The 19328-nt window shown below is 71.8% G+C and carries 17 protein-coding genes and 1 pseudogene; 5 read left to right on the forward strand and 13 right to left on the reverse strand.

The genetic code is table 11. From position 1 onward, the window contains the following. Positions 1–4: 4 nt before the first annotated feature. Complete coding sequence (locus tag C3488_RS10185) at positions 5–1717, forward strand: cation acetate symporter (protein ID WP_103839029.1); 1713 nt, start codon at positions 5–7, stop codon at positions 1715–1717. Then, entirely contained in the window at positions 1714–2919 is a 1206-nt protein-coding gene (locus tag C3488_RS10190) for a sensor histidine kinase (RefSeq protein WP_103839030.1), read from the forward strand. The genes C3488_RS10185 and C3488_RS10190 overlap by 4 nt, the downstream gene beginning before the upstream one ends. A 13-nt stretch (positions 2920–2932) precedes the next feature. Here the strand turns inward: C3488_RS10190 and C3488_RS10195 are convergent, their stop codons facing one another. The 7 genes from C3488_RS10195 to C3488_RS10225 form a co-directional block, all read right to left on the reverse strand. Beyond that, positions 2933–3094, reverse strand: a complete 162-nt coding sequence (locus C3488_RS10195; RefSeq protein WP_103839031.1) for a hypothetical protein — start codon at positions 3092–3094, stop codon at positions 2933–2935. Between the two features lie 13 nt (positions 3095–3107). Further along, positions 3108–4928 (reverse strand): serine/threonine-protein kinase, encoded by a 1821-nt coding sequence (locus C3488_RS10200; protein ID WP_103839032.1) that lies wholly within the window; start codon positions 4926–4928, stop codon positions 3108–3110. Between the two features lie 58 nt (positions 4929–4986). Then, entirely contained in the window at positions 4987–6501 is a 1515-nt protein-coding gene (locus C3488_RS10205) for a DUF6777 domain-containing protein (protein ID WP_308460663.1), read from the reverse strand. A gap of 133 nt (positions 6502–6634) precedes the next feature. Beyond that, a complete protein-coding gene (locus C3488_RS10210) occupies positions 6635–7585 on the reverse strand; it encodes a cytochrome c oxidase assembly protein (RefSeq protein WP_103839034.1) in 951 nt (316 codons plus the stop codon). A 120-nt stretch (positions 7586–7705) separates the two neighbouring features. Beyond that, complete coding sequence (locus tag C3488_RS10215; protein ID WP_103839035.1) at positions 7706–8731, reverse strand: 6-phosphofructokinase; 1026 nt, start codon at positions 8729–8731, stop codon at positions 7706–7708. A gap of 293 nt (positions 8732–9024) precedes the next feature. Further along, a complete protein-coding gene (locus C3488_RS10220) occupies positions 9025–9753 on the reverse strand; it encodes a type 1 glutamine amidotransferase (RefSeq protein WP_103839036.1) in 729 nt (242 codons plus the stop codon). A 19-nt stretch (positions 9754–9772) separates the two neighbouring features. Continuing rightward, positions 9773–11011, reverse strand: coding sequence for a MurT ligase domain-containing protein (locus C3488_RS10225; protein WP_103839037.1), 1239 nt, complete (start codon positions 11009–11011; stop codon positions 9773–9775). Positions 11012–11153: 142 nt separating this feature from the next. Here C3488_RS10225 and def point away from each other — a divergent pair, with 142 nt between their 5' ends. Further along, a complete protein-coding gene (gene def, locus C3488_RS10230; protein WP_103839038.1) occupies positions 11154–11693 on the forward strand; it encodes a peptide deformylase in 540 nt (179 codons plus the stop codon). Between the two features lie 64 nt (positions 11694–11757). Here the strand turns inward: def and C3488_RS10235 are convergent, their stop codons facing one another. Then, a complete protein-coding gene (locus C3488_RS10235; RefSeq protein WP_103839057.1) occupies positions 11758–12402 on the reverse strand; it encodes a TetR family transcriptional regulator in 645 nt (214 codons plus the stop codon). A gap of 189 nt (positions 12403–12591) precedes the next feature. On the opposite strand from C3488_RS10235, the gene C3488_RS10240 reads away from it, so the two are divergent. Then, a complete protein-coding gene (locus C3488_RS10240; RefSeq protein WP_103839039.1) occupies positions 12592–13818 on the forward strand; it encodes an acyl-CoA dehydrogenase family protein in 1227 nt (408 codons plus the stop codon). Between the two features lie 35 nt (positions 13819–13853). Here the strand turns inward: C3488_RS10240 and C3488_RS10245 are convergent, their stop codons facing one another. The 3 genes and pseudogenes from C3488_RS10245 to C3488_RS10255 form a co-directional block, all read right to left on the reverse strand. Next, the gene (locus tag C3488_RS10245) at positions 13854–14393 is read right to left on the reverse strand and encodes a cupin domain-containing protein (protein ID WP_103839040.1); all 540 of its coding nucleotides are present in this window, start codon (positions 14391–14393) and stop codon (positions 13854–13856) included. A gap of 6 nt (positions 14394–14399) precedes the next feature. Continuing rightward, positions 14400–15647 (reverse strand): cytochrome P450, encoded by a 1248-nt coding sequence (locus C3488_RS10250; protein WP_103839041.1) that lies wholly within the window; start codon positions 15645–15647, stop codon positions 14400–14402. A gap of 1 nt (position 15648) precedes the next feature. After that, a pseudogene (locus C3488_RS10255) lies at positions 15649–16722 on the reverse strand (type III polyketide synthase); the annotation flags it as partial. A gap of 202 nt (positions 16723–16924) precedes the next feature. Here C3488_RS10255 and C3488_RS10260 point away from each other — a divergent pair. After that, the gene (locus tag C3488_RS10260; protein ID WP_103839043.1) at positions 16925–17590 is read left to right on the forward strand and encodes a transcriptional regulator; all 666 of its coding nucleotides are present in this window, start codon (positions 16925–16927) and stop codon (positions 17588–17590) included. A 21-nt stretch (positions 17591–17611) separates the two neighbouring features. On the opposite strand, the gene C3488_RS10265 is transcribed toward C3488_RS10260, so the two are convergent. Both C3488_RS10265 and C3488_RS10270 read right to left on the reverse strand, forming a co-directional pair. Further along, positions 17612–17842: a DUF6213 family protein gene (locus tag C3488_RS10265; protein WP_103839044.1), complete on the reverse strand. Its 231-nt coding sequence runs from the start codon at positions 17840–17842 to the stop codon at positions 17612–17614. Between the two features lie 25 nt (positions 17843–17867). Further along, positions 17868–19253, reverse strand: coding sequence for an NADP-dependent succinic semialdehyde dehydrogenase (locus C3488_RS10270; protein ID WP_103839045.1), 1386 nt, complete (start codon positions 19251–19253; stop codon positions 17868–17870). Between the last annotated feature and the right edge of the window lie 75 nt (positions 19254–19328).

Below are 19328 nucleotides of genomic sequence, written 5' to 3' on the forward strand. Positions count from 1 at the left end.
GGCAGTGAACCAGAACTACGCCGTCCCCGCCGTCGCCCTCGTCGTCCTCGCGACCGTCCTCGTCGGCGCCTTCGGGTTGCGCATCTCCCGCACCACCTCGGACTTCTACGTGGCCTCCCGCGCCGTCGGCCCCCGCCTGAACGCGGCCGCGATCAGCGGCGAGTACCTGTCCGCGGCCTCCTTCCTCGGCATCGCCGGACTCGTCCTCGTCCAGGGCCCGGACATGCTCTGGTACCCGGTCGGCTACACCGCCGGCTACCTCGTCCTGCTGCTGTTCGTCGCCGCGCCGCTGCGCCGCTCCGGCGCCTACACCCTGCCCGACTTCGCCGAGGCCCGGCTCGCCTCCCAGCCGGTGCGGCGGCTCGCCGGGGCGTTCGTCGTCGGCGTCGGCTGGCTGTACCTGCTGCCCCAGCTCCAGGGCGCCGGACTCACCCTGGCCGTGCTGACCGGGGCTCCCCAGCAGCTCGGCGGGATCATCGTCGCCGTCGTGGTGGTGGCGACCGTCGCCGCGGGCGGTATGCGCAGCATCACCTTCGTCCAGGCGTTCCAGTACTGGCTGAAACTCACCGCTCTGCTCGTCCCCGCGCTGTTCCTGGTGCTGGCCTGGCAGGGCGACGGCGCACCCCGCGGGGCGTTCGCCGAACCGGCGACCTTCCGCGAGCACCGAGTGGTACGGATCGACGACACCCTCGACCTGACCCTGTCCCGCCCGCTCGCCGTCACCGCCTCGGGCACCGTCGACGGCCGCCGGTACGACGGACAGCGCGCGGACCTCGCCACCGGCACCCATCGCATCGAGCGCGGCACCCGGCTGACCTTCACCCGGGGCGACCCCGTCCCCGTCGCCGAGCACGGCAGCAACGGCGGCATGTCGACCTCGCTCGTCTCCGGCCGCGCGGAACGCCCGCTGTACGCCACGTACGGGCTGATCCTCGCCACCTTCCTCGGCACCATGGGCCTGCCCCACGTCGTCGTCCGCTTCTACACCAGCCCGCACGGGGTCGCCGCCCGCCGCACCACCGTGGCCGTGCTCGCCCTGATCGGTGCCTTCTACCTCCTGCCGCCCGTCTACGGCGCCCTGGGCCGGCTCTACGCCCCCGAACTCACCCTCACCGGCGGCGCCGACGCCGCCGTCCTCCTACTGCCCGACCGCATGATCGGCGGATTCGGCGGGGACCTGCTGGGCGCACTGGTCGCGGGCGGAGCCTTCGCCGCGTTCCTGTCCACCGCCTCCGGGCTGACCATGGCGGTGGCCGGGGTGCTGGCCCAGGACGTGTTGCCGACGCGGGGCGTGCGGCACTTCCGGCTCGGCACGCTGCTCGCGATGGCGGTGCCGCTGGCGGCGAGCGTGCTGGTCGGCGGGCTTCCGGCGGCCGACGCGGTGGGCCTCGCCTTCGCGGTGTCCGCGTCGTCGTTCTGCCCGCTGCTCGTGCTCGGCATCTGGTGGCGCCGGCTCACCCCGCCGGGCGCCGCGGCCGGGATGCTCGCCGGCGGCGGTGCGGCGTTCCTCGCGGTGGCGGCGACCATGGCGGGCTACCCCGGCAGCGGCACCCTGCACGCCCTGCTCGCCTGGCCCGCGCTGTGGTCGGTGCCGCTCGGGTTCCTGACCATGGTGCTGGTGTCCCTGGCCACACCCGGGCGGGTGCCGGCCGGGACGGCGGCGATCCTGGCCCGGTTCCACCTGCCCGAGGAACTGCGGGCGGAGGTGACGGCGTGAGCGGCTTCCTCGCCGGGCTGTGCGTGGCCGTCCTGCCCCTGCTGGCCGCCGGGTTCTGGCTCGGCCGGCGCACCGCCCGCCCCGAGCGCCTCGGCGGGCTCGGCACCCCCGTCGAGCACGCCACCTTCCAGACCCTGCACACCGCCTCCCTGGCCGCACCCCCGCTGCGTGCCGGGCTCACCGAGGAGACCGCCCGCAAGTCCGCGCGACGGCTGCGCTCCCTGCTCGGCACCGACGCGCTCTGCCTCACCGACCGGGAGACCGTGCTGGCCTGGGACGGAGCGGGGGAGCACCACCGGGAGGAGGTGCTCCAGCGGCTCTCGGGCCCCTTGGAGACCGGCCGCGGCGAGGCCTTCCGGCTGACCTGCGACGTGCCCGACTGCCCGCTGCGCTGGGCCGTGGTCGCACCGCTCACCGTCGACGACCGCGTCCACGGCGCGCTGGTCGCCTGCGCGCCCCGCGAGTCCGCGGTCCTCGTCCGCGCCGCGGGGGAGGTGGCCCGCTGGGTCTCCGTACAACTGGAGCTGGCGGACCTCGACCGGTCCCGTACGCGGCTCATCGAGGCCGAGATCAAGGCCCTGCGCGCCCAGATCTCCCCGCACTTCATCTTCAACTCGCTCGCCGTCATCGCCTCGTTCGTGCGCACCGACCCCGAGCGTGCCCGTGAACTCCTGCTGGAGTTCGCGGACTTCACCCGCTACTCGTTCCGCCGGCACGGCGACTTCACCACGCTCGCCGACGAACTCCACGCCATCGACCACTACTTGGCGCTGGTCAGGGCCCGCTTCGGCGACCGGCTCACCGTCACCCTGCAGATCGCGCCGGAGGTACTGCCGGTCGCCCTGCCCTTCCTCTGCCTCCAGCCGCTCGTCGAGAACGCCGTCAAGCACGGCCTGGAGGGCACCACCGACCAACGGCACATCGGCATCACCGCGCAGGACGCGGGCGCCGAGGCCCTGGTCGTCATCGAGGACGACGGCGCGGGCATGGACCCGGAGCTGCTGCGCCGCATCCTCGCCGGGGAGATCAGCCCGTCCGGCGGCATCGGACTGTCCAACGTCGACGACCGGCTGCGCCAGGTCTACGGAGATGAGCACGCACTTGTCATCGAGACCGCGCCGGGGGCGGGCATGAAGATCACGATCCGGTTGCCGAAGTACCAGCCGGGGGTGCACTCGGCGGGGCGGCTGCCGGGCCCCTGACACAGGCTCCGAGTCAGGTGTTGCGGGTGGTGACCACCATGCCGAGCGTGATGAGGCCGAGGACGACCCAGCCGAACCACAGCCAGCCGCTGCTGCCGAGCGCCACCGTGTAGGCCGTCACCACGACGAGCGCACCGACGGTGAGCACCCCCATCGCCTTCGTGGAACCGGGCATGGCAACACCCTCCTCATGGTTCGTCCTCACCCATGGTGCCCCCGTTCTGCTTGCGCACGGTGCAGACGACCAGATGAGTTCCGGACAACCAGGCGCTCGTGCCCGTCCAGGACGCGGCTTCGTAGCGGGACGGATCGAAGCCGTAGTCCTTCGGCGGCACGTCGCGCGCGCACGCCGCGTCGGACAGACTCCTGGCCTCGGTCAGGGTGGTGCCGGGGCCGAGCCGGGTGAAGCCGAGCACCTGCTGGTCGTGGGTGCCCGTGCAGGAGACCAGGCGGGCGACCCGCAGGGAGGGCGCGTCCAGGCAGTCCCGTTTCTGCATCTGGGCGGTGTCCACGAACGGCATCCCCGGCTTGCGGTGGTCCCCGAGCGGCCCGTACACCGGCCCGTGCGCGCCCAGCACCAGACACGCGGTGCGCCGCCCGGCCGCCCCGAACCCGTCCCGGGTCGGGACGACGGCGTAACCGCGCACGTCGGCGAGCTTCTCGCGGACCTCCAGCGTGCGCCGCTCGCACGCGTCGGACCCGTGCCGGCGGGCCTCGTCCGCGGACGGGCTGGAGACGAGCGCCATCACCTGCCCGTCCGGGGTCCTCTCGGAGCAGGTCGGGTCCACGGTCAGCCGCGGAGGACCGCTTTGGAAGGGGGTCCCGGGCCAGTCGGCGACCACACAGTCACCGTCCTTCAGGGGCCGCGCGAGGCCGACGGCGTCCCCGTACGGCTTGGCCGCCCCGCCGCCTGACGGGTGCACCACCGCGTACCAGACCCCGCCCAGCGCGAGCACCAGGCCCAGGGCGCAGGCGAGGAGGGCGCGCAGGAGGTGTGCGCGTCGGGGGTGGCGTACGCGCCGGTTCGCCGGGGAGGGCGCGGCCGGGGACGTCGGCAGGCCGCCTGCCGCCGGGCTGTACGACGTCCGGGTCGGCGCCTGCGGACGTGCCCACCGCGTCCGCGAGCCCGGGACCGTGCGGCTCGGAGCCGCGATCGCCGTCAGTGCGGCTGCCGTGTCGGCCGCTGTGATCCGCAGGGCCGGATCCTTGACCAGCACGGCGGACAGCAGCGGCCCCAGAGCCTCGGCCCGAACCGGAGGCCGGGGCTCTTCCAGGACCACCGCGGTGATCTCGGCGAGCTGGGTGTCCCGCTCGAAGGGCCCGCATCCCTCGACCGTGAAGTACAGGGTGCAGCCCAGCGAGAACAGGTCGGCCGCCGCGGTCGGCGGCCCGCCGGTCGCACGCTCGGGCGCCAGGTAGCCGGGCGTGCCGACGAGCGCGGACGTCAGCGTGTACCGGGGCTCGCCCGCGTCCGGCTGCACCGAGATGCCGTAGTCGGTGAGCAGGACCCGGGCGTACGGGACCCCGTCGCGGTCCGGCGCCAGCAGGATGTTCGCCGGCTTCACGTCCCGGTGCATGACGCCCCGCTCGTGCCCGGCGGTCAGGGCGTCCAGCACGGCGAGCCCGACGCGGGCGCACTCCGCGGGGGCCAGAGGGCCCTGACGACGGACCAGTTCGCGCAGGTCGAGCGCGCCCGGGACGTACTCCATGACGATCCATGGCAGGCCCTCGTGCTCCAGCACGTCGTGCACGGTGACCACGTGCGGATGCCCGCGCAGCCCTGCCGCGTGCCGGGCCTCGGCCCGGGCGCGGGCGACCCGGGCGGCCCGCTCCTCGATCGCCTCCACCGGATTGCGGAACACGACCTCCTTGAGGGCGACCTCGCAGTCCAGCCGCTGGTCATGGGCGCGCCACACATGGCCCATGGCGCCGCTGCCGAGCCGGTTCAGCAGGAGGTAACGACCGGCGATGGTCCGGCCCACTCCCGACTGCGGTGATCCTGATGGCATCGCGTCGCTCCCCGGTCTGCTGCGGCGGTCTGGTGCGGGACGTCCGTGGGCCGGCCGATCAGGGGCTGTAGGTGACCGGTGGCGCGCTGGTGGCCGGTGGGCCGGTGGCCGGCCTGCTCGTGGCCGGTCTCCCGGGCGGCGGCGTGCCGGTCGACGGCCTGCCGCTCTCGGGCGCCGAGGTGACGGGCTTCGACGGCTTGGACGGGGCGGTTGGCTTGGAGGGGGCGGTTGGCTCGGACGGGTCGAGCGACTTCGAGGGTGCGGGGGACTTGGAGGAGCCGGGCGTCCTGGAAGGGCCGGGCGCCGACGTCGCGGGCGTGCTGCTCGTCCCCGGTTCGCCGGTGGTCGGGGAACCGGGCGCCCCGGGCGCCGTACCGGACGGAGCCGCGCTGCTCGACGCGGACGGGTGGGTGGTCCTGGACGGTGCGGAGCCGCCGGAGGTGCTCGCGCCGCTCCCCGGTGGCGAGGAGGAGCCCCCGGACGCCGACGGGGAGGAGACCTTCCCGCTGTCGGCCGGCGTCGGGGGAGAGCCGTTGCCGTCCTTCCCCGGTGTCGTGGTCCCGCCCGACGACGGGGGAGTGGACGTCGCCCTCGTGCCGCCGCCGGGTCCGTCCGTGGTGGCGGTGTCCACCGACAGGGTGACGTACTGCCCGAACGCCAGCTCGGTGCCCGGCCCGGGATCCGAACCCGTGACGACGGCCTTGTCGGGCGGCGCCCCCTTCCCGGCGTAGGCGACCGCGAGTCCCAGGTCCGTCAGCCGCCGGCCGGCCTCGGCGAACGGCATCCCCGTCACCCGGGGCACCCGGTGCCGTACCCGGGCGTCGAAGGGGGAGTCGTGACCGCCGGCCGTCCCGACGGGGCGGCTGATCCCTCGGCCCGGGTCGTCGACGTCGACGAGCACCAGCCGGGTCAGCGGCCGCGGCGCGGGCCTGACCGCCACCACCGAGGAACGGTCGTATCCGGCCCATTTCCTGTTGCCGTCCTCGAACGTGACCGAAATCCGTGTGGTGTCGCCCTGGAACGGGCGCAGTGGGTTTCCGCAGGAGCATTTCACCGTGGGCTGCCCCTGGTCGTTCACCAATACGGCGATTCCGGCCTGGAGCAGCGAGTTGAAAGGGGTGGCCCTGCCCTCCTTGTAGTCGTGGTTCTGAACGAGAGTGTCGTGACGCAGTAGGACCGGTGTGAGCCGGTCGAGATAGTCGGGGATCTGTGTTCGGGTAATTCCGAGGACCTGTGCCCAGACCTTCGCCTTGCGGTCGTTCCCGGGATCGGTGAGGAATTCCTTCAGCTGCTTGACGTCACAGATCGTGGGCTGCCGGGTACCGCCGTAGAGCCCGGGCGTGTTCCCGGCCTGCAGCCCTCCGGGCACCTCCCGGATGCGGACCGTGGTGTCGTGCCCGAGACCGCTGCGCTCGTCGAAGAAGGGATTCAGCGACGGGATCCCGACGGCGACGGCCTTCACCACGAACGTCTGTGCGTTTTTTCCGCAGCCGGCGACGACCAGCACCGCGGCCAGCAGAACGCCGATCCTTCGGGCCGGGTATTTCCCCGCCCGGTGCAAAGACGCGCGCATTCTCATCACCGCTCCCCCCTGCGGTCCCCCACGCCCTGCAGAGCGGCGGCAGGGCGTCACCGCACCAGGCTACCGAATGGAGCGGTGCTTCAGGCAGCCTGAAAAGAAAGGGAATTCAGCGGTGTGACGGAACTCAGCGGCCCCGTGCGTTGAGTGAGGCCAGATAGGCGTTGTACGCCTCGAGTTCCTTGTCGCCGTCGCGGTCCGCGGCCCGGTCCTTCCGCTTGGCCTGCCGCTGTTCGGACCTGTACCACTGGAACAGCAGCGCGAGGAGCACCAGCACGGACGGGACCTCGCTGAACGCCCAGGCGATGCCGCCCGCCGACGTCTGGTCCGCCAGGGCGTCGATGCCGAGCGAGGCGGGCGGGTGCCGGTAGGCGTCGACCATCGGTGTGGACGCCATCATCAGGGCGATACCGAAGAACGCGTGGAACGGCATGCCCGCGAACAGCTCCAGCATCCGCATCAGATGCCCGGGCCGGTGCGGGCCGGGGTCGACGCCCATGATGGGCCAGAAGAACACCAGGCCGACGGCGAGGAAGTGCACCATCATCGCGATGTGCCCGGCCTTGGACGCCATCAGGAAGTCGAAGAGCGGGGTGAAGTACAGCCCGTACAGGCTCGCGATGAACAGCGGGATGGTGAACGCCGGGTGCGTGATGACCTGCAGGTAGCGGCTGTGCAGCAGCATCAGCAGCAGCTCGCGCGGCCCCCTGCGGCCGCGCCCCGCGGTCGGCAGGGCGCGCAGTGCCAGGGTGATCGGCGCGCCGAGCAGGATGAGGATCGGCGCCAGCATGCTGATCAGCATGTGCTGGACCATGTGCACGCTGAACATGACCATGCCGTAGTCGTTCAGCCTGGTGCACATCGTGAGCAGCACGATCAGTACGCCGACGGTGTAGGCGAGCGTACGGCCGGCCGGCCACTTGTCCCCGCGGCGCACGAGTCGGACGACGCCCCACCCGTACAGCCCGAGCCCGACCAGGCAGGCGATCAGGAAGAACGGGTCCGTCGACCAGGCGAGCCCCCGCCCCAGCGTGAACGGCGGCAGATCCATGGTCATGCCGTGCCCGCTGTGATCCATCCGCCGGCTCCTGTTTCGTGGGGGTTGTGCGCTGTCTGTCCACAGCTGTCTGTCCGCACCCAGACTAGAACCGCCCCCGGCCGCGGCTGCGACCGGGGGCGGCTGAAGCCTGCCGATGCGTTACAGAACACACTCCGCCTCGGCGTACCGCTCCATCGGCACCGTCTTGAGCGTCTCCACCGCCTCCGCCAGCGACACCATGACGATCTTCGTGCCGTGCAGCGCGGTCATCATGCCGAACTCGCCCCGGTGCACGGCCTCGACCGCATGCCACCCGAACCGCGTCGCCAGCACCCGGTCGTACGCCGTGGGCGTACCACCACGCTGCACATGGCCGAGGATCACCGGACGGGCCTCCTTGCCGAGCCGCTCCTCCAGCTCCAGCGAGAGCTGCCGGGCGATACCGGCGAACCGCTCGTGCCCGTAGACGTCCTTGCCGCCCTCGTCGAACTCCATCGTGCCGGGCTTCGGCTTGGCCCCCTCCGCGGCGACGACGATCGCGAACCGCTTGCCCGCGTCGAACCGTTCGCCGACCTTGGCCGTCAACTCGTCGATATCGAAGGGGCGTTCCGGCACGACGATCGCGTGGGCGCCGGCCGCCATCCCGGAGTGCAGCGCGATCCAGCCGGTGTGGCGGCCCATGACCTCCACGATCAGCACCCGCTGGTGGGACTCGGCGGTGGTCTTCAGCCGGTCCAGTGCCTCGGTGGCCACACCGACGGCCGTGTCGAAGCCGAAGGTGACGTCCGTGACGGCGATGTCGTTGTCGATGGTCTTCGGCACGCCGACGATCGGCAGTCCGTTGTCGGACAGCAGCCGGGCCGCCTTGAGCGTTCCCTCACCGCCGATCGGGATGATCGCGTCGAGACCGAGCTCCTCGACGTGGCCCTTGGCCCGCTCCACACCGTCCCGCAGGTGTTCGGGACGGACCCGGGAGGAGCCGAGGATGGTGCCGCCGCGGGCCAGGATGCCACTGACCGCGTCGAGGTCGAGCTTGAGGTAGTCGCACTCCAGGAGACCCTTCCAACCGTCCCGGAAGCCGATGACCTCGTCGCCGTGGTCGACGACGGCGCGGTGCACGACGGACCGGATGACGGCGTTCAGACCGGGGCAGTCACCGCCGGACGTGAGGACACCAATGCGCATAGCCCGGAATACCTTCTCAACGTGGGCACGGGACCGGACCGCGCTGTCCGGCTCGATCCCCGCCACCCTACCGGCGAAGGGGGGCGGGGCCGCATCGTGCGTCCGCCTGCTGGACGCGCCCGCTCAGCTGTGCGGACGCACTGTCAGACGGGCCGGTTGCCGCAGGTTGTCCGGCCGGTGTACGGGGGGCCGGACGCGACCCTGCGGAACCGTTTCCCTCGGACTGCGGCGGGGCCGCGCCCACGTCGGCTCGCGCGGCTGTAGTACCTGCGCGGGCTGCCGGGCGGCTCCGTCTACGCGGGCTGCTGCGCGGCCGCGATGCGCTCGCCCCGCAGCGCCTCGTACCAGCGGTCGTCGACGGGCGGCAGCGCGTTGACGTCCAGCGCCAGCTTCAGCAGCAGGTCCGCGATCTGCGGGTTGCGCGCCAGCACGGGCCCGTGCATGTACGTACCGAAGACCGTGTCGTTGTACGCGCCCTCCGTGCCGTCGCCCGTGCCGTTGCCCTTGCCGAGCTTCACCTGCGCGAACGGGCGGGCGGTCGGGCCGAGGTGGGTGACGCCCTGGTGGTTCTCGAAGCCGGTGAGCGGGGGCAGGCCGAGGCGCGGATCGATGTCCGCGAGGACGTCGCCGACGCACCGCTCGCCCTCGCCGCGCACCGATACCACGTCGAGCAGGCCGAGACCCGGCTCTCGCTGCCCGAGGTCGTTGATGAACTCGTGGCCGAGGATCTGGTAGCCGGCGCAGACCGAGAAGACGATCGCGCCGTTCTCCACGGCCCGGTACAGGTGCCCGTCGCGACGCAGCCGCTCGGCCGCGAGCCGCTGCGGACGGTCCTCGCCGCCGCCGATCAGGTAGATGTCGCCGGAGGTCGGGATCGGCTGGTCGCTGCGCACGTCCAGGCGCGCCACATCGAGGCCGCGCTGACGGGCCCGGCGCTCCACGACGAGCGCGTTGCCCTGGTCGCCGTAGGTGCTCAGCAGGTCCGGGTAGATCCACACCAGACGCAGCTGGTTGTCACTCATCGATGATCGTCCTTCGTGATCAGTTGCCGACGCGGCGGCGCAGGTCCTGGAACGCGGTGTAGTTGGCGATGACCTCGATCCGGCCCGGCGGCGCGAGCTGTACGGCCTGGTCGAGGTTCTCGCAGACCTGGAAGGACTGGTTCGCGACCTCCAGGCGCACGGCGAGGTCCAGCTTGCGGTCGCCGATGACGAAGATCGGGTGGCCGGTCAGCCGCGTGTAGTCGACGTCCCACAGCCAGGAGGTGTCGGTGCCGTCGGCCGAGCGCGCGTTCACCGAGAGGATCACCGGGGTCGGCGGCGGGTCGATCAGCGAGAACGTCTCCAGCCAGCCGGCCGGGTTCTTCGCCAGCAGCAGGCGCAGGTCGCGGTTCTGGAACTGGACGACGTCGTAGCGCCCGGCCACCGCCTGCACCTGGTACATGCGCTCCAGAGCGACCTGCGGGGGCACGCCGAACACGGCGGCGACCGCGGCCGAGGTGGCGGCGTTCGCCTTGTTGGCGCGGCCCGGCAGCTGGAGGTGGATGGGCCAGGCGGAGCCGTGCGGGTCGAGGACGTGGTCCCCGGACAGCGCCCAGCTGGCGGTCGGCCGGCGGAAGCCGCACTCGCCGCAGTACCAGTCGTCGCCGGGGCGCTGCATCACACCGCCGCAGGACGGGCAGGACCAGGCGTCGTCCTTCCACATCTGGCCGGCGGCGACCCAGATCACGTTGGGCGAGGAGGAGGCGGCCCACACGACCAGCGGGTCGTCGGCGTTGGCGACGACGACGGCCTTGGACCCGGCCAGGCCCTCACGCCAGTTCTCGGCGAGCATACGGGTCTCGGCGGCGCGGTCGAGCTGGTCGCGGGAGAGGTTCAGCAGCGCGATGCACTTCGGGTCGGTGTCGCGGGCGACCCCGGCGAGGTACTTCTCGTCGACCTCGATGACACCGAACTTGGCGTCGGAGCCGCCCGCCAGCGCGGAGGTGATGCCGGCGGGCATGTTGGCGCCGAGCGCGTTGGAGACGACCGGGCCCGCGGCGCGCAGCGCCTCCGCGATCAGCCGGGTGGTCGTGGTCTTGCCGTTGGTCGCCGAGACCAGGACGACGTCCAGGTTCTGGGCGAGCCGGGCGAGGAGGTCGGGGTCGAGCTTGAGCGCCACTCGGCCGCCGATCACCGAACCGCTGCCGCGCCCCGCGGCGCGCGATGCCGCAGCGACCGCCTTGCCCGCGGTCACGGCCAGCTTGGCCCGCGGCGTCAGCGGGTCCGAGTTGCCTGCCATCAGTTCTCGATCCTCCTTGCGTACAGCGCCGCGCCCTGTTCCGGCAACGTGTGGGCCTCAGCCTATCGAGATCCCCGCACGCCCCCGAACCGCGGCACCACCCAGGCGCCCGCGCGACCCTGCCGACCGTACCCTTGCCGGCATGCCACATCGCACCATCCCGGGCGCCCGAGGGCGTGTCCGGCCCATCACCGTGCTCGGCGACCGTGTACTTCGCGAGCCGTGCGGGGACGTCACCGACTTCGGACCCGAACTCGCCCGGCTCGTCGAGGACATGTTCGCGACGATGTACGCCGCGCAGGGCGTCGGTCTGGCCGCGAATCAGGTCGGTGAGTTGTTGCGGGTGTTCGTGTACGACTGTCCGGACGACGAAGACGTGCGTCACCTGGGCCATGTGGTGAATCCACGGCTCGTGGAGGCGGACGGTGTGGTGATCCGGGGGCCGGAAGGGTGCCTGTCCCTGCCGGGGCTCGAGGCCGGGACGGAGCGGTTCGACCGGGCGGTCGTCGAGGGGTTCACGGTGAGTGGAGAGCCGGTGCGGGTGGAGGGCACCGGGTGGTTCGCCCGGTGCCTGCAGCACGAGTGCGATCACCTGGCCGGTGGTCTGTACGTGGATCACCTGGCGGGGTGGCGCAAGCGGAGGGTGTTGCGGCAGGCCGCGAGAGCGCCGTGGGGGCGATGAGGCGTCGGCGACCGCAGGCCGCCTTCGGCTGGTCGTGCAGTTCCCCGCGCCCCAAGGGCGCGCTTCAGAACCCGGGGCCTCCGACGCGGTCCCCGGCCGCAGCCAGACGGCCCCACAGCAAGTCCGCCAAGCTCCGCACCAACTCCGCCCGCGAGCAAGGCCGTTCCCCCAGCCACCAGTCGCCGGCGGCGTGCATCATGCCGACGATGCCGTGGCCCCACACCCGCGCCAGCTGGTGGGTGTCCGGCCCCAGGTCCAGGCGTTCCTCGATGACCTGGGCCAGTTCCTCACCCATGCGGCGCAGCACCGGGATCGAGTGGCGGCCGGTGTCGAAGCCCTGGTCGTTCTGCGAGCCGCCCTCCGCCGGATGCATCAGGAACCGGTACACCTGCGGCCGTGCCTCGATCGCCGCCAGGTACGTGTCCAGCGTGGACTCCACGCGCTCGCGCCGGTCCGCCGGGGCGTCCAGCGCCGCCCGCAGCGAGTCCAGCAGCGCGTCCGTGTGGCGTTTGGCGAGCGCCGCGTACAGCCCGCCCTTGTCGCCGAAGTGGCGGTAGAGGATCGGCTTGGTGATGCCTGCCTCGGCGGCGATGGCGTTCATCGAGGCCCCGGGGCCGTCGCGCAGCACCACTCGGTCGGCGGCCTCGAGCAACTCTCGCCGTCGGCGGTCGGCGGACCGCTCCTGATCGGTCCGCTGCGTGGTGTCCATCATCTCTCCCCACCCGTCCTGATTCGGTGACGCCTGCGCAAAGTAACACTGAAAGGCGGGTCGGTATCGAACGAGCTGCCGACTCGCCAAGGAGGCGGCCCGGCCGGGTCCGGGAGTTGACTTCTTCTACTGGCGAGTAACAGACTCTGTTACCGCAAGTAACACATGAGGCGCACTGCTGGAGGGGACATGGCCGAGTTCACCATGGAGCTGAGCGACGAACAGAAGGAGGTCCGGGACTGGCTGCACGGCTTCGCCGCCGATGTCATCCGCCCCGCGGCCGCCGAATGGGACGAGCGTGAGGAGACTCCCTGGCCGGTCATCCAGGAGGCCGCGAAGGTCGGCATCTACTCCCTCGACTTCTACGCCCAGCAGTACTTCGACTCCACGGGTCTCGGCATCCCCATGGCGATGGAGGAGCTGTTCTGGGGCGACGCGGGCATCGCCCTGTCGATCGTCGGCACCGGACTCGCAGCCGTCGGCGTCCTCGCCAACGGCACCGAGGAGCAGATCGGCACCTGGATCCCCCAGATGTACGGCGACGCCAACGACGTCAAGGTGGCCGCCTTCTGCTCCTCCGAGCCCGACGCCGGCTCCGACGTCGCCTCCATGCGCACGCGCGCCGTGTACGACGAGGCCAAGGACGAGTGGGTGATCAACGGCACCAAGACCTGGGCGACCAACGGCGGCATCGCCAACGTCCACGTCGTGGTCGCGGTCGTCGACCCCGAGCTGGGTTCCAAGGGTCACGCGTCCTTCATCATCCCGCCGAACACGCCGGGCCTCGCCCAGGGCCAGAAGTTCAAGAAGCACGGCATCCGCGCCTCGCACACCGCCGAGGTCATCCTCGACGACGTCCGTGTCCCCGGTTCCTGCCTGCTCGGCGGCAAGGAGAAGCTGGACGAGCGGCTCGCCCGGGCCCGGGAGAAGGCCAGGAACGGCGGAGAGCGCGTGAAGAACGCGGCGATGGCCACGTTCGAGGCCTCCCGCCCGGCCGTCGGCGCGATGGCCGTGGGCACCGCCCGCGCCGCCTACGAGGTCGCCCTCGACTACGCCAGGACGCGCGAGCAGTTCGGGCGGCCGATCATCGACAACCAGGGCGTCGCCTTCCAGCTCGCGGACATGCGGACGCAGATCGACGCGGCGCGGCTGCTGGTGTGGCGGGCGTCGTGGATGGCGATCAACGGCAAGCCGTTCACCGCTGCCGAGGGGTCGATGTCGAAGCTGTTCGCGAGTGAGACGGCGAAGAAGGTCACGGCGCAGGCGATACAGATCCTCGGCGGCAACGGGTACACCCGGGATTACCCCGTGGAGCGCATGCACCGGGACGCGGCCATCTACACGATCTTCGAGGGCACGAGCGAGATCCAGCGCCTGGTGATCGCCCGGACACTCGCGGGCATGCCCATTCGCTAAGAGCCCCCCACAGGCTCTAAGAGCCCCTACAGGCTCTAACGGTGCTTGAGCGGCGTCAGCTGCTCGATGTCGTACCGCCTCCGCAGCGCCTCGATCGCCTCCTGGTCCGGCGGGCCCCCGTTGCCCAGGATCTCCAGGAGCTCCTCGAAGTAGCGTTCGTGGTCCGGGGGCGGGGACGCCTGGAAGAACATCTTCGCCGGGGTCTCCGTCGGGTTCGCGAAGGCGTGGGGGCAGCCGGGCGGTACGACGATGACCGTGCCCGGGGTGGCGCGCAGCACCCGGCGGCCCGAGCTCGACTCCCACTTCTGCCAGTTGTCGGGGGTCCGTACGCGTGGCTCGAAGGCGAGCACGTCCAGCTCGCCCTCGAGCACGTAGAACAGCTCCTCGCTGCGCGTGTGCACATGGGCACCGACGTCGAAGCCAGGCGGCACGATCACCTCGAACGTGGATGCCATGCGCGAGTGCGATCCCGTCACCTTGAACGTCACGTGCTGGGCCGGAGTCCGCACCACGCGTCCGTGACCCGGCGGCACGAACAGTCCCTCCGTGGCCACTGGTCTGTCAGTCGTCGTCATGAGCGCTCACCACGTCACGGGAAGGGCCTCGGGCCCGCGGGTCGGCGCGCCCTCACGGAACCAGACCTCGTCGGGCGGCACCGCGAGCCGCAGCCCCGGCACCCGGTCCAGGAGGGCGTCCAGCAGCATCTCGGACGCCAGCCTGGCCGCCATGCCGCCCGGGCAGCGGTGCGTGCCGGAGCCGAACGCCACATGGGGGTTCGGATAGCGCGCGAAGTCGATCGTCTCCGGGTCCGGGAAGACGCCCGGGTCGCGGTTCGCCGCCGCGTACGACACATACACCGCCTCGCCCGTCCGGATCCGTACACCCCCGACCTCCACGTCCTGCGTCGCCACGCGGGGCGGTCCCACGGGGTCGCGGTGCGGGATGTAGCGCAGCAGTTCGTCGACGGCCTGCGGGCGGATCGCCGGCTCGGTCCGCAGACGTTCGATCAGATCGGGTCGGGTCAACAGGAGGTGGAACAGCCGGCCGGTGTGGTCGGTGACCGCCTCCGCGCCGATCTGCAGCAGTACCGCGAGGCCGGCCGCCTCGTCGAGTGCCACCTCACCGAGTCCCACGGCGGCCCCGAGCAGCGAGACGACGTCCTCGCCGCTGCCGCCCTCACGGGCGCCGATCAGGCCGGTGAAGTACGCGCTCATCTCGTCCCTGGCCCGCTCGCCGGCCTTCGTGCCGTGCGCGGGGGAGAGGATGAGCCGGGTCCAGGTGCGCATGTCGTTCCGGTCGGCGGCCGGGACCCCCATCAGCTCGCAGATCACGGCGCCGGGGAAGGGGCCGAGGACCGTCGCCGTGAGGTCGGCGGGCGGCCCGTCCTGGAGCAGTTCGTCGACCAGCTCGTCGAGCATGCGCCGCGCCGTCTCCCGCACCCGTTCGACGCCGCGTGCCGTGAAGGCCGCGGCGACCGAGCGGCGCGGCCGGGCAGGGTCGTGTGGGTGCGGGAAGGCGACCGCGTCCCGCTGCGGGACGACGTGCGGGGCGAGCCGGACCGGCCGACCGTCCATGACCGGCTCACAGCCGAACCGGGGGTCGTTCGTGACCGCACGCACATCGTCGTACCGGGTCACGAGCCAGGCCCAGCCCTCGCCGTCGGGCCGCCCGACCCGGGTGACCGGGCCTTCGCGCATCAGCTCGGCCAGGTCCGGACCGAAGTCCGGGCCGGGTGGGTGGAGGGCGGGCCAGGGGCGGACCGGCGGCAGGCTCCCGCCGCTCGTCCCCTCGGGCGCGGCGCGGCGCCTGTCGTCCGTGTCGGTGGTCATCTCATTTCTTCCCGTTCCCGGAGATGTGCCAGCGGCCCAGCGCCATCTCCGCCGTGATGCCCGGTCCGAAACCGGCCAGCAGCCCGCGCGCCGCGTGTTCGGCACCGCCCGACTCGAACAGCCGGCGCAGCGCGTCCAGGACGACGGCGCTCGCGATGTTGCCGTACTCGGTGAGCGTGGCCCGGCTGAACCGGAACGCCTCCGACGGCACGTGCAGGAACTTGCTCAGGTCGTCCAGGATGCGTGGGCCACCCGCGTGGACGATGTAGAAGTCCAGCTCGGAGGCGTCCCAGCCGTGCTGCCTGGCCAGTCCGTCGAGCGCCGGGGCGAGCGGTTCCATCGTGGTGGGCACCCGCTTGTCCAGCAGGAAGTGGAATCCGGTGGCCCGGACGTCGTACGCGATCCACTCCTCGGTCTTCGGGATCAGGTACGAGGCGTTGCGCTCCAGCTTGACGCCGGTGCCGCCCTTGCCGCGCACGACCGCCGCCGCTATGCCGTCGCCGAACAGGCCGTTGGACAGCAGCGAGCCGACGCCCAGGTCGGTGGGCTGGTAGCACAGCGAGCAGAACTCGCAGGCCACGATGAGGGCGTTGGCGTCGGGGTACGCCGTGCAGAAGTCATGCGCCCGGTTGATGGCCGCGCCGCCGGCGGCGCAGCCCAACTGGGCTATGGGTATCTGCCGGGTGTCGGTGCTGAAGCCCATCGAGTTGATCAGCCACGCGGTCAGCGAGGGCATCATGAACCCGGTGCACGACACGTAGATGATCACGTCGATGTCGGTGGTGAGCAGTTCGGCGTCGTCCAGCGCCCGCTGCACCACCGCGGGCACGCGGGCCTTCGCCTCGGCCTCGTAGAGGTTGTTGCGCTCCTCGAAGCCCGGGTGTTTCAGGGTCTCCTCGATGGGCTGCACGATGTGCCGGGTCTTGACCCCGGTGTTCGCGATGAGCCGCAGCGCAAGAGGGAGTTGGGGGTGGTCCGGGTGGCGGGAGCGCGCCAGGTCCAGCGTCTCCTCCATCGTGATCACGTGTTCCGGGACAGAAACCGCGGGCTTGCACAGAGTCGCCATGGAGCGCGCCTTCTTTCGCCTTGGCGGAGGACTCTTCGTCCCCCGGCGGAAGGGGGTTCGTCACCCGTACGCGGGTGGTCCACCCACGATCACCCGGCGCAGCGGGGATATCTCGCGGTGCTACTCCGATCCAGTGGTGGACGTACAGTGACGAGGTGTGTGCGTGAAGTCGCAGACCGTAGTCTGAGCCGTCCTACGAGAAGGAGCGCCGATGACACGAACGGCCAGGGAACTGCTGGAGACGGCCACCGAGACGCTCGCCCCCGATCCGCACGCCAACCGGCTGCTTCCGCTGATCGCCCGCGGGGCGGCCCGGCCCGCCACGCTCGCCGCCCTGGCCGCCGAACAGCGGGATGTGATCGCCTCCGACCGCCGAGCCTTCCAGCACCTCGCCGAGCGCTGCCGGGACCAGCCGGCGTGCGCGGAGTTCTTCACCGCTCTCGCCGAGGCCGAGGCCGTGGCTCAGGACCGTCTGGGCGCGTACGCCGCCGCCTGCCGGGAGGCGGAGCCGGCCGGGTACGAGCCGATGGCGGACTGCCAGGGGTACGCCGCCTACGTGGCCTGGCTGGCCCTGAACGGGGAACCGGCCGACGTCGTCCTGGCCCTGAGCGCCAACTTCGCGACCTGGGGCGACTACTGCGCCAGGATCGCGCAGGCACTACGGAGCCACTACGGCTTCACCGACGAGGCCTGCGCCTTCTTCGACCTGTTCGCGGAGCCGTCCCCGGACCTGGACCGAAAGGCGAGCGCGGCGGTCCAGGAGGCTCTTGACGCGGACCGCCTGAACGAGGAGCGCGCCCACCGCTACGGCCGCCTGCTCCAGAACCACGAGACCGGTTTCTGGCACGCGCTGTGGGAACTGGACGGCAAGGGCTGACCGCAGCGGCTCCGGGCGGCCCTACGAACCGCTGCTGTGCGCGATGCACGCGACGTCGATCCGGTCCGCCAGCTTCGCCAGCTCAATGGCCAGCGCGGCCACCGTGTCCTCGTCCAACCCCTGGTCCCCCTCCTCCACAAGCCGCACCCATCGACCGCCCAGCCTGCGCAGCAACTTGCTCACATCGGCGGCAGCCACCTGCAAGGTCCCGCGGTCGTCGACGATCAGAGGCAGGGTCACTTCGCGGTTCACAGAGGCGATCGTAACCGCGTGACGCTCACGCCCCGTGCCACACCGTGGTGATGTTGCAGAACTCGCGGATTCCGTGCTCGGCCAGCTCGCGCCCGTAACCCGAGCGCTTGGCCCCGCCGAACGGGAACGCCGGGTGGGACGCCGTCATCCCGTTGACGTACACCCCGCCGGCCTCCAGGTCCTGCACGAAACGGTCCACTTCGGTCCCGTTGCGGGTCCAGACGTTCGAACTCAGTCCGAACGGTGAGTCGTTCGCGATCGCCACCGCCTCGTCGAGGTCCGCGGCCCGGTACAGCGTGGCCACCGGGCCGAACGCCTCCTCGCGGTGGATCCGCATCTCGGGGGTGATGTCGGCGAGGACGGTCGGCGGGTAGTACCAGCCGGGTCGGTCGGGTCGCTCGCCGCCGCACAGGACCGTCGCCCCCGCCTCCACCGCGTCGTCGACGAGTTCCTCGAGGTCGGCCCGGCCCCGCTCGCTGTACAGCGGCCCGACCTCGGTCTCCTCGTCCATCGGGTCGCCCACCTTGAGCGCCTTCATCCCGGCCGTGAACCGCTCGGCGAACGCGTCGAACACGTCCGAGTGCACGATGAACCGCTTGGCGGCGATGCAGGACTGCCCGGTGTTCTGCACCCTGGCCGTCACCGCGACCTGCGCGGCCCGGTCCAGGTCCGCGGACGGCATGACGATGTACGGGTCGCTGCCGCCCAGTTCCAGCACCGTCTTCTTGATCTCGTCCCCGGCGACCGAGGCGACCGACCGGCCCGCCGGCTCGCTGCCGGTGAGCGTGGCCGCCTTGACCCGCGGGTCGCGCAGCACCTTCTCGACCTCACCGGAGCCGATCAGCAGGGTCTGGAAGCAGCCCTCGGGGAAGCCCGCCCGGCGGAACAGGTCCTCCAGGCAGAGGGCGGTCTGCGGGACGTTGGAGGCGTGCTTGAGCAGGCCCACGTTGCCCGCCATCAGCGCGGGCGCGGCGAACCGGATCACCTGCCACAGCGGGAAGTTCCACGGCATCACGGCGAGCACCGGGCCGAGCGGCCGGTAGCGCACGATCACCCGGGAGGCGCCCGAGTCCTTCACGTCGACGTCGGCGGGCTCCTCGTCGGCGAGCAGTTCCTCGGCGCGCTCGGCGTACCAGCGCATGGCCTTGGCGCACTTGGCGGCCTCGGCGCGGGCCTGCTTGACCGGCTTGCCCATCTCGGTGGTGATCACCCGGGCGATGTCCTGCTGGTCCTCCTCCAGCAGGTCGGCCGCCCTGCGCATGAGCAGCGCCCGCTCGGCGAACGTCGTGGTGCGATGGGTGCGGAACGCGGCCTCGGCGGCGGCGAGCCGGCGCTCGATCTCCTCCGCGCCCAGGGCGTCGTACGTCTTGAGCGTCTCGCCGGTCGCCGGGTTCACGGTGGCGATGGGCATGGCTGACCTCCTGGAAAGGCTTGCTTCGACCTTCCCGCGCGGCGGTGGGGACCGCAACGCGGGCGGCGTTGTCCC

Origin of the sequence: Streptomyces sp. Ru72 (genome assembly GCF_002920635.1) — a bacterium.
GTDB lineage: Bacteria > Actinomycetota > Actinomycetes > Streptomycetales > Streptomycetaceae > Streptomyces.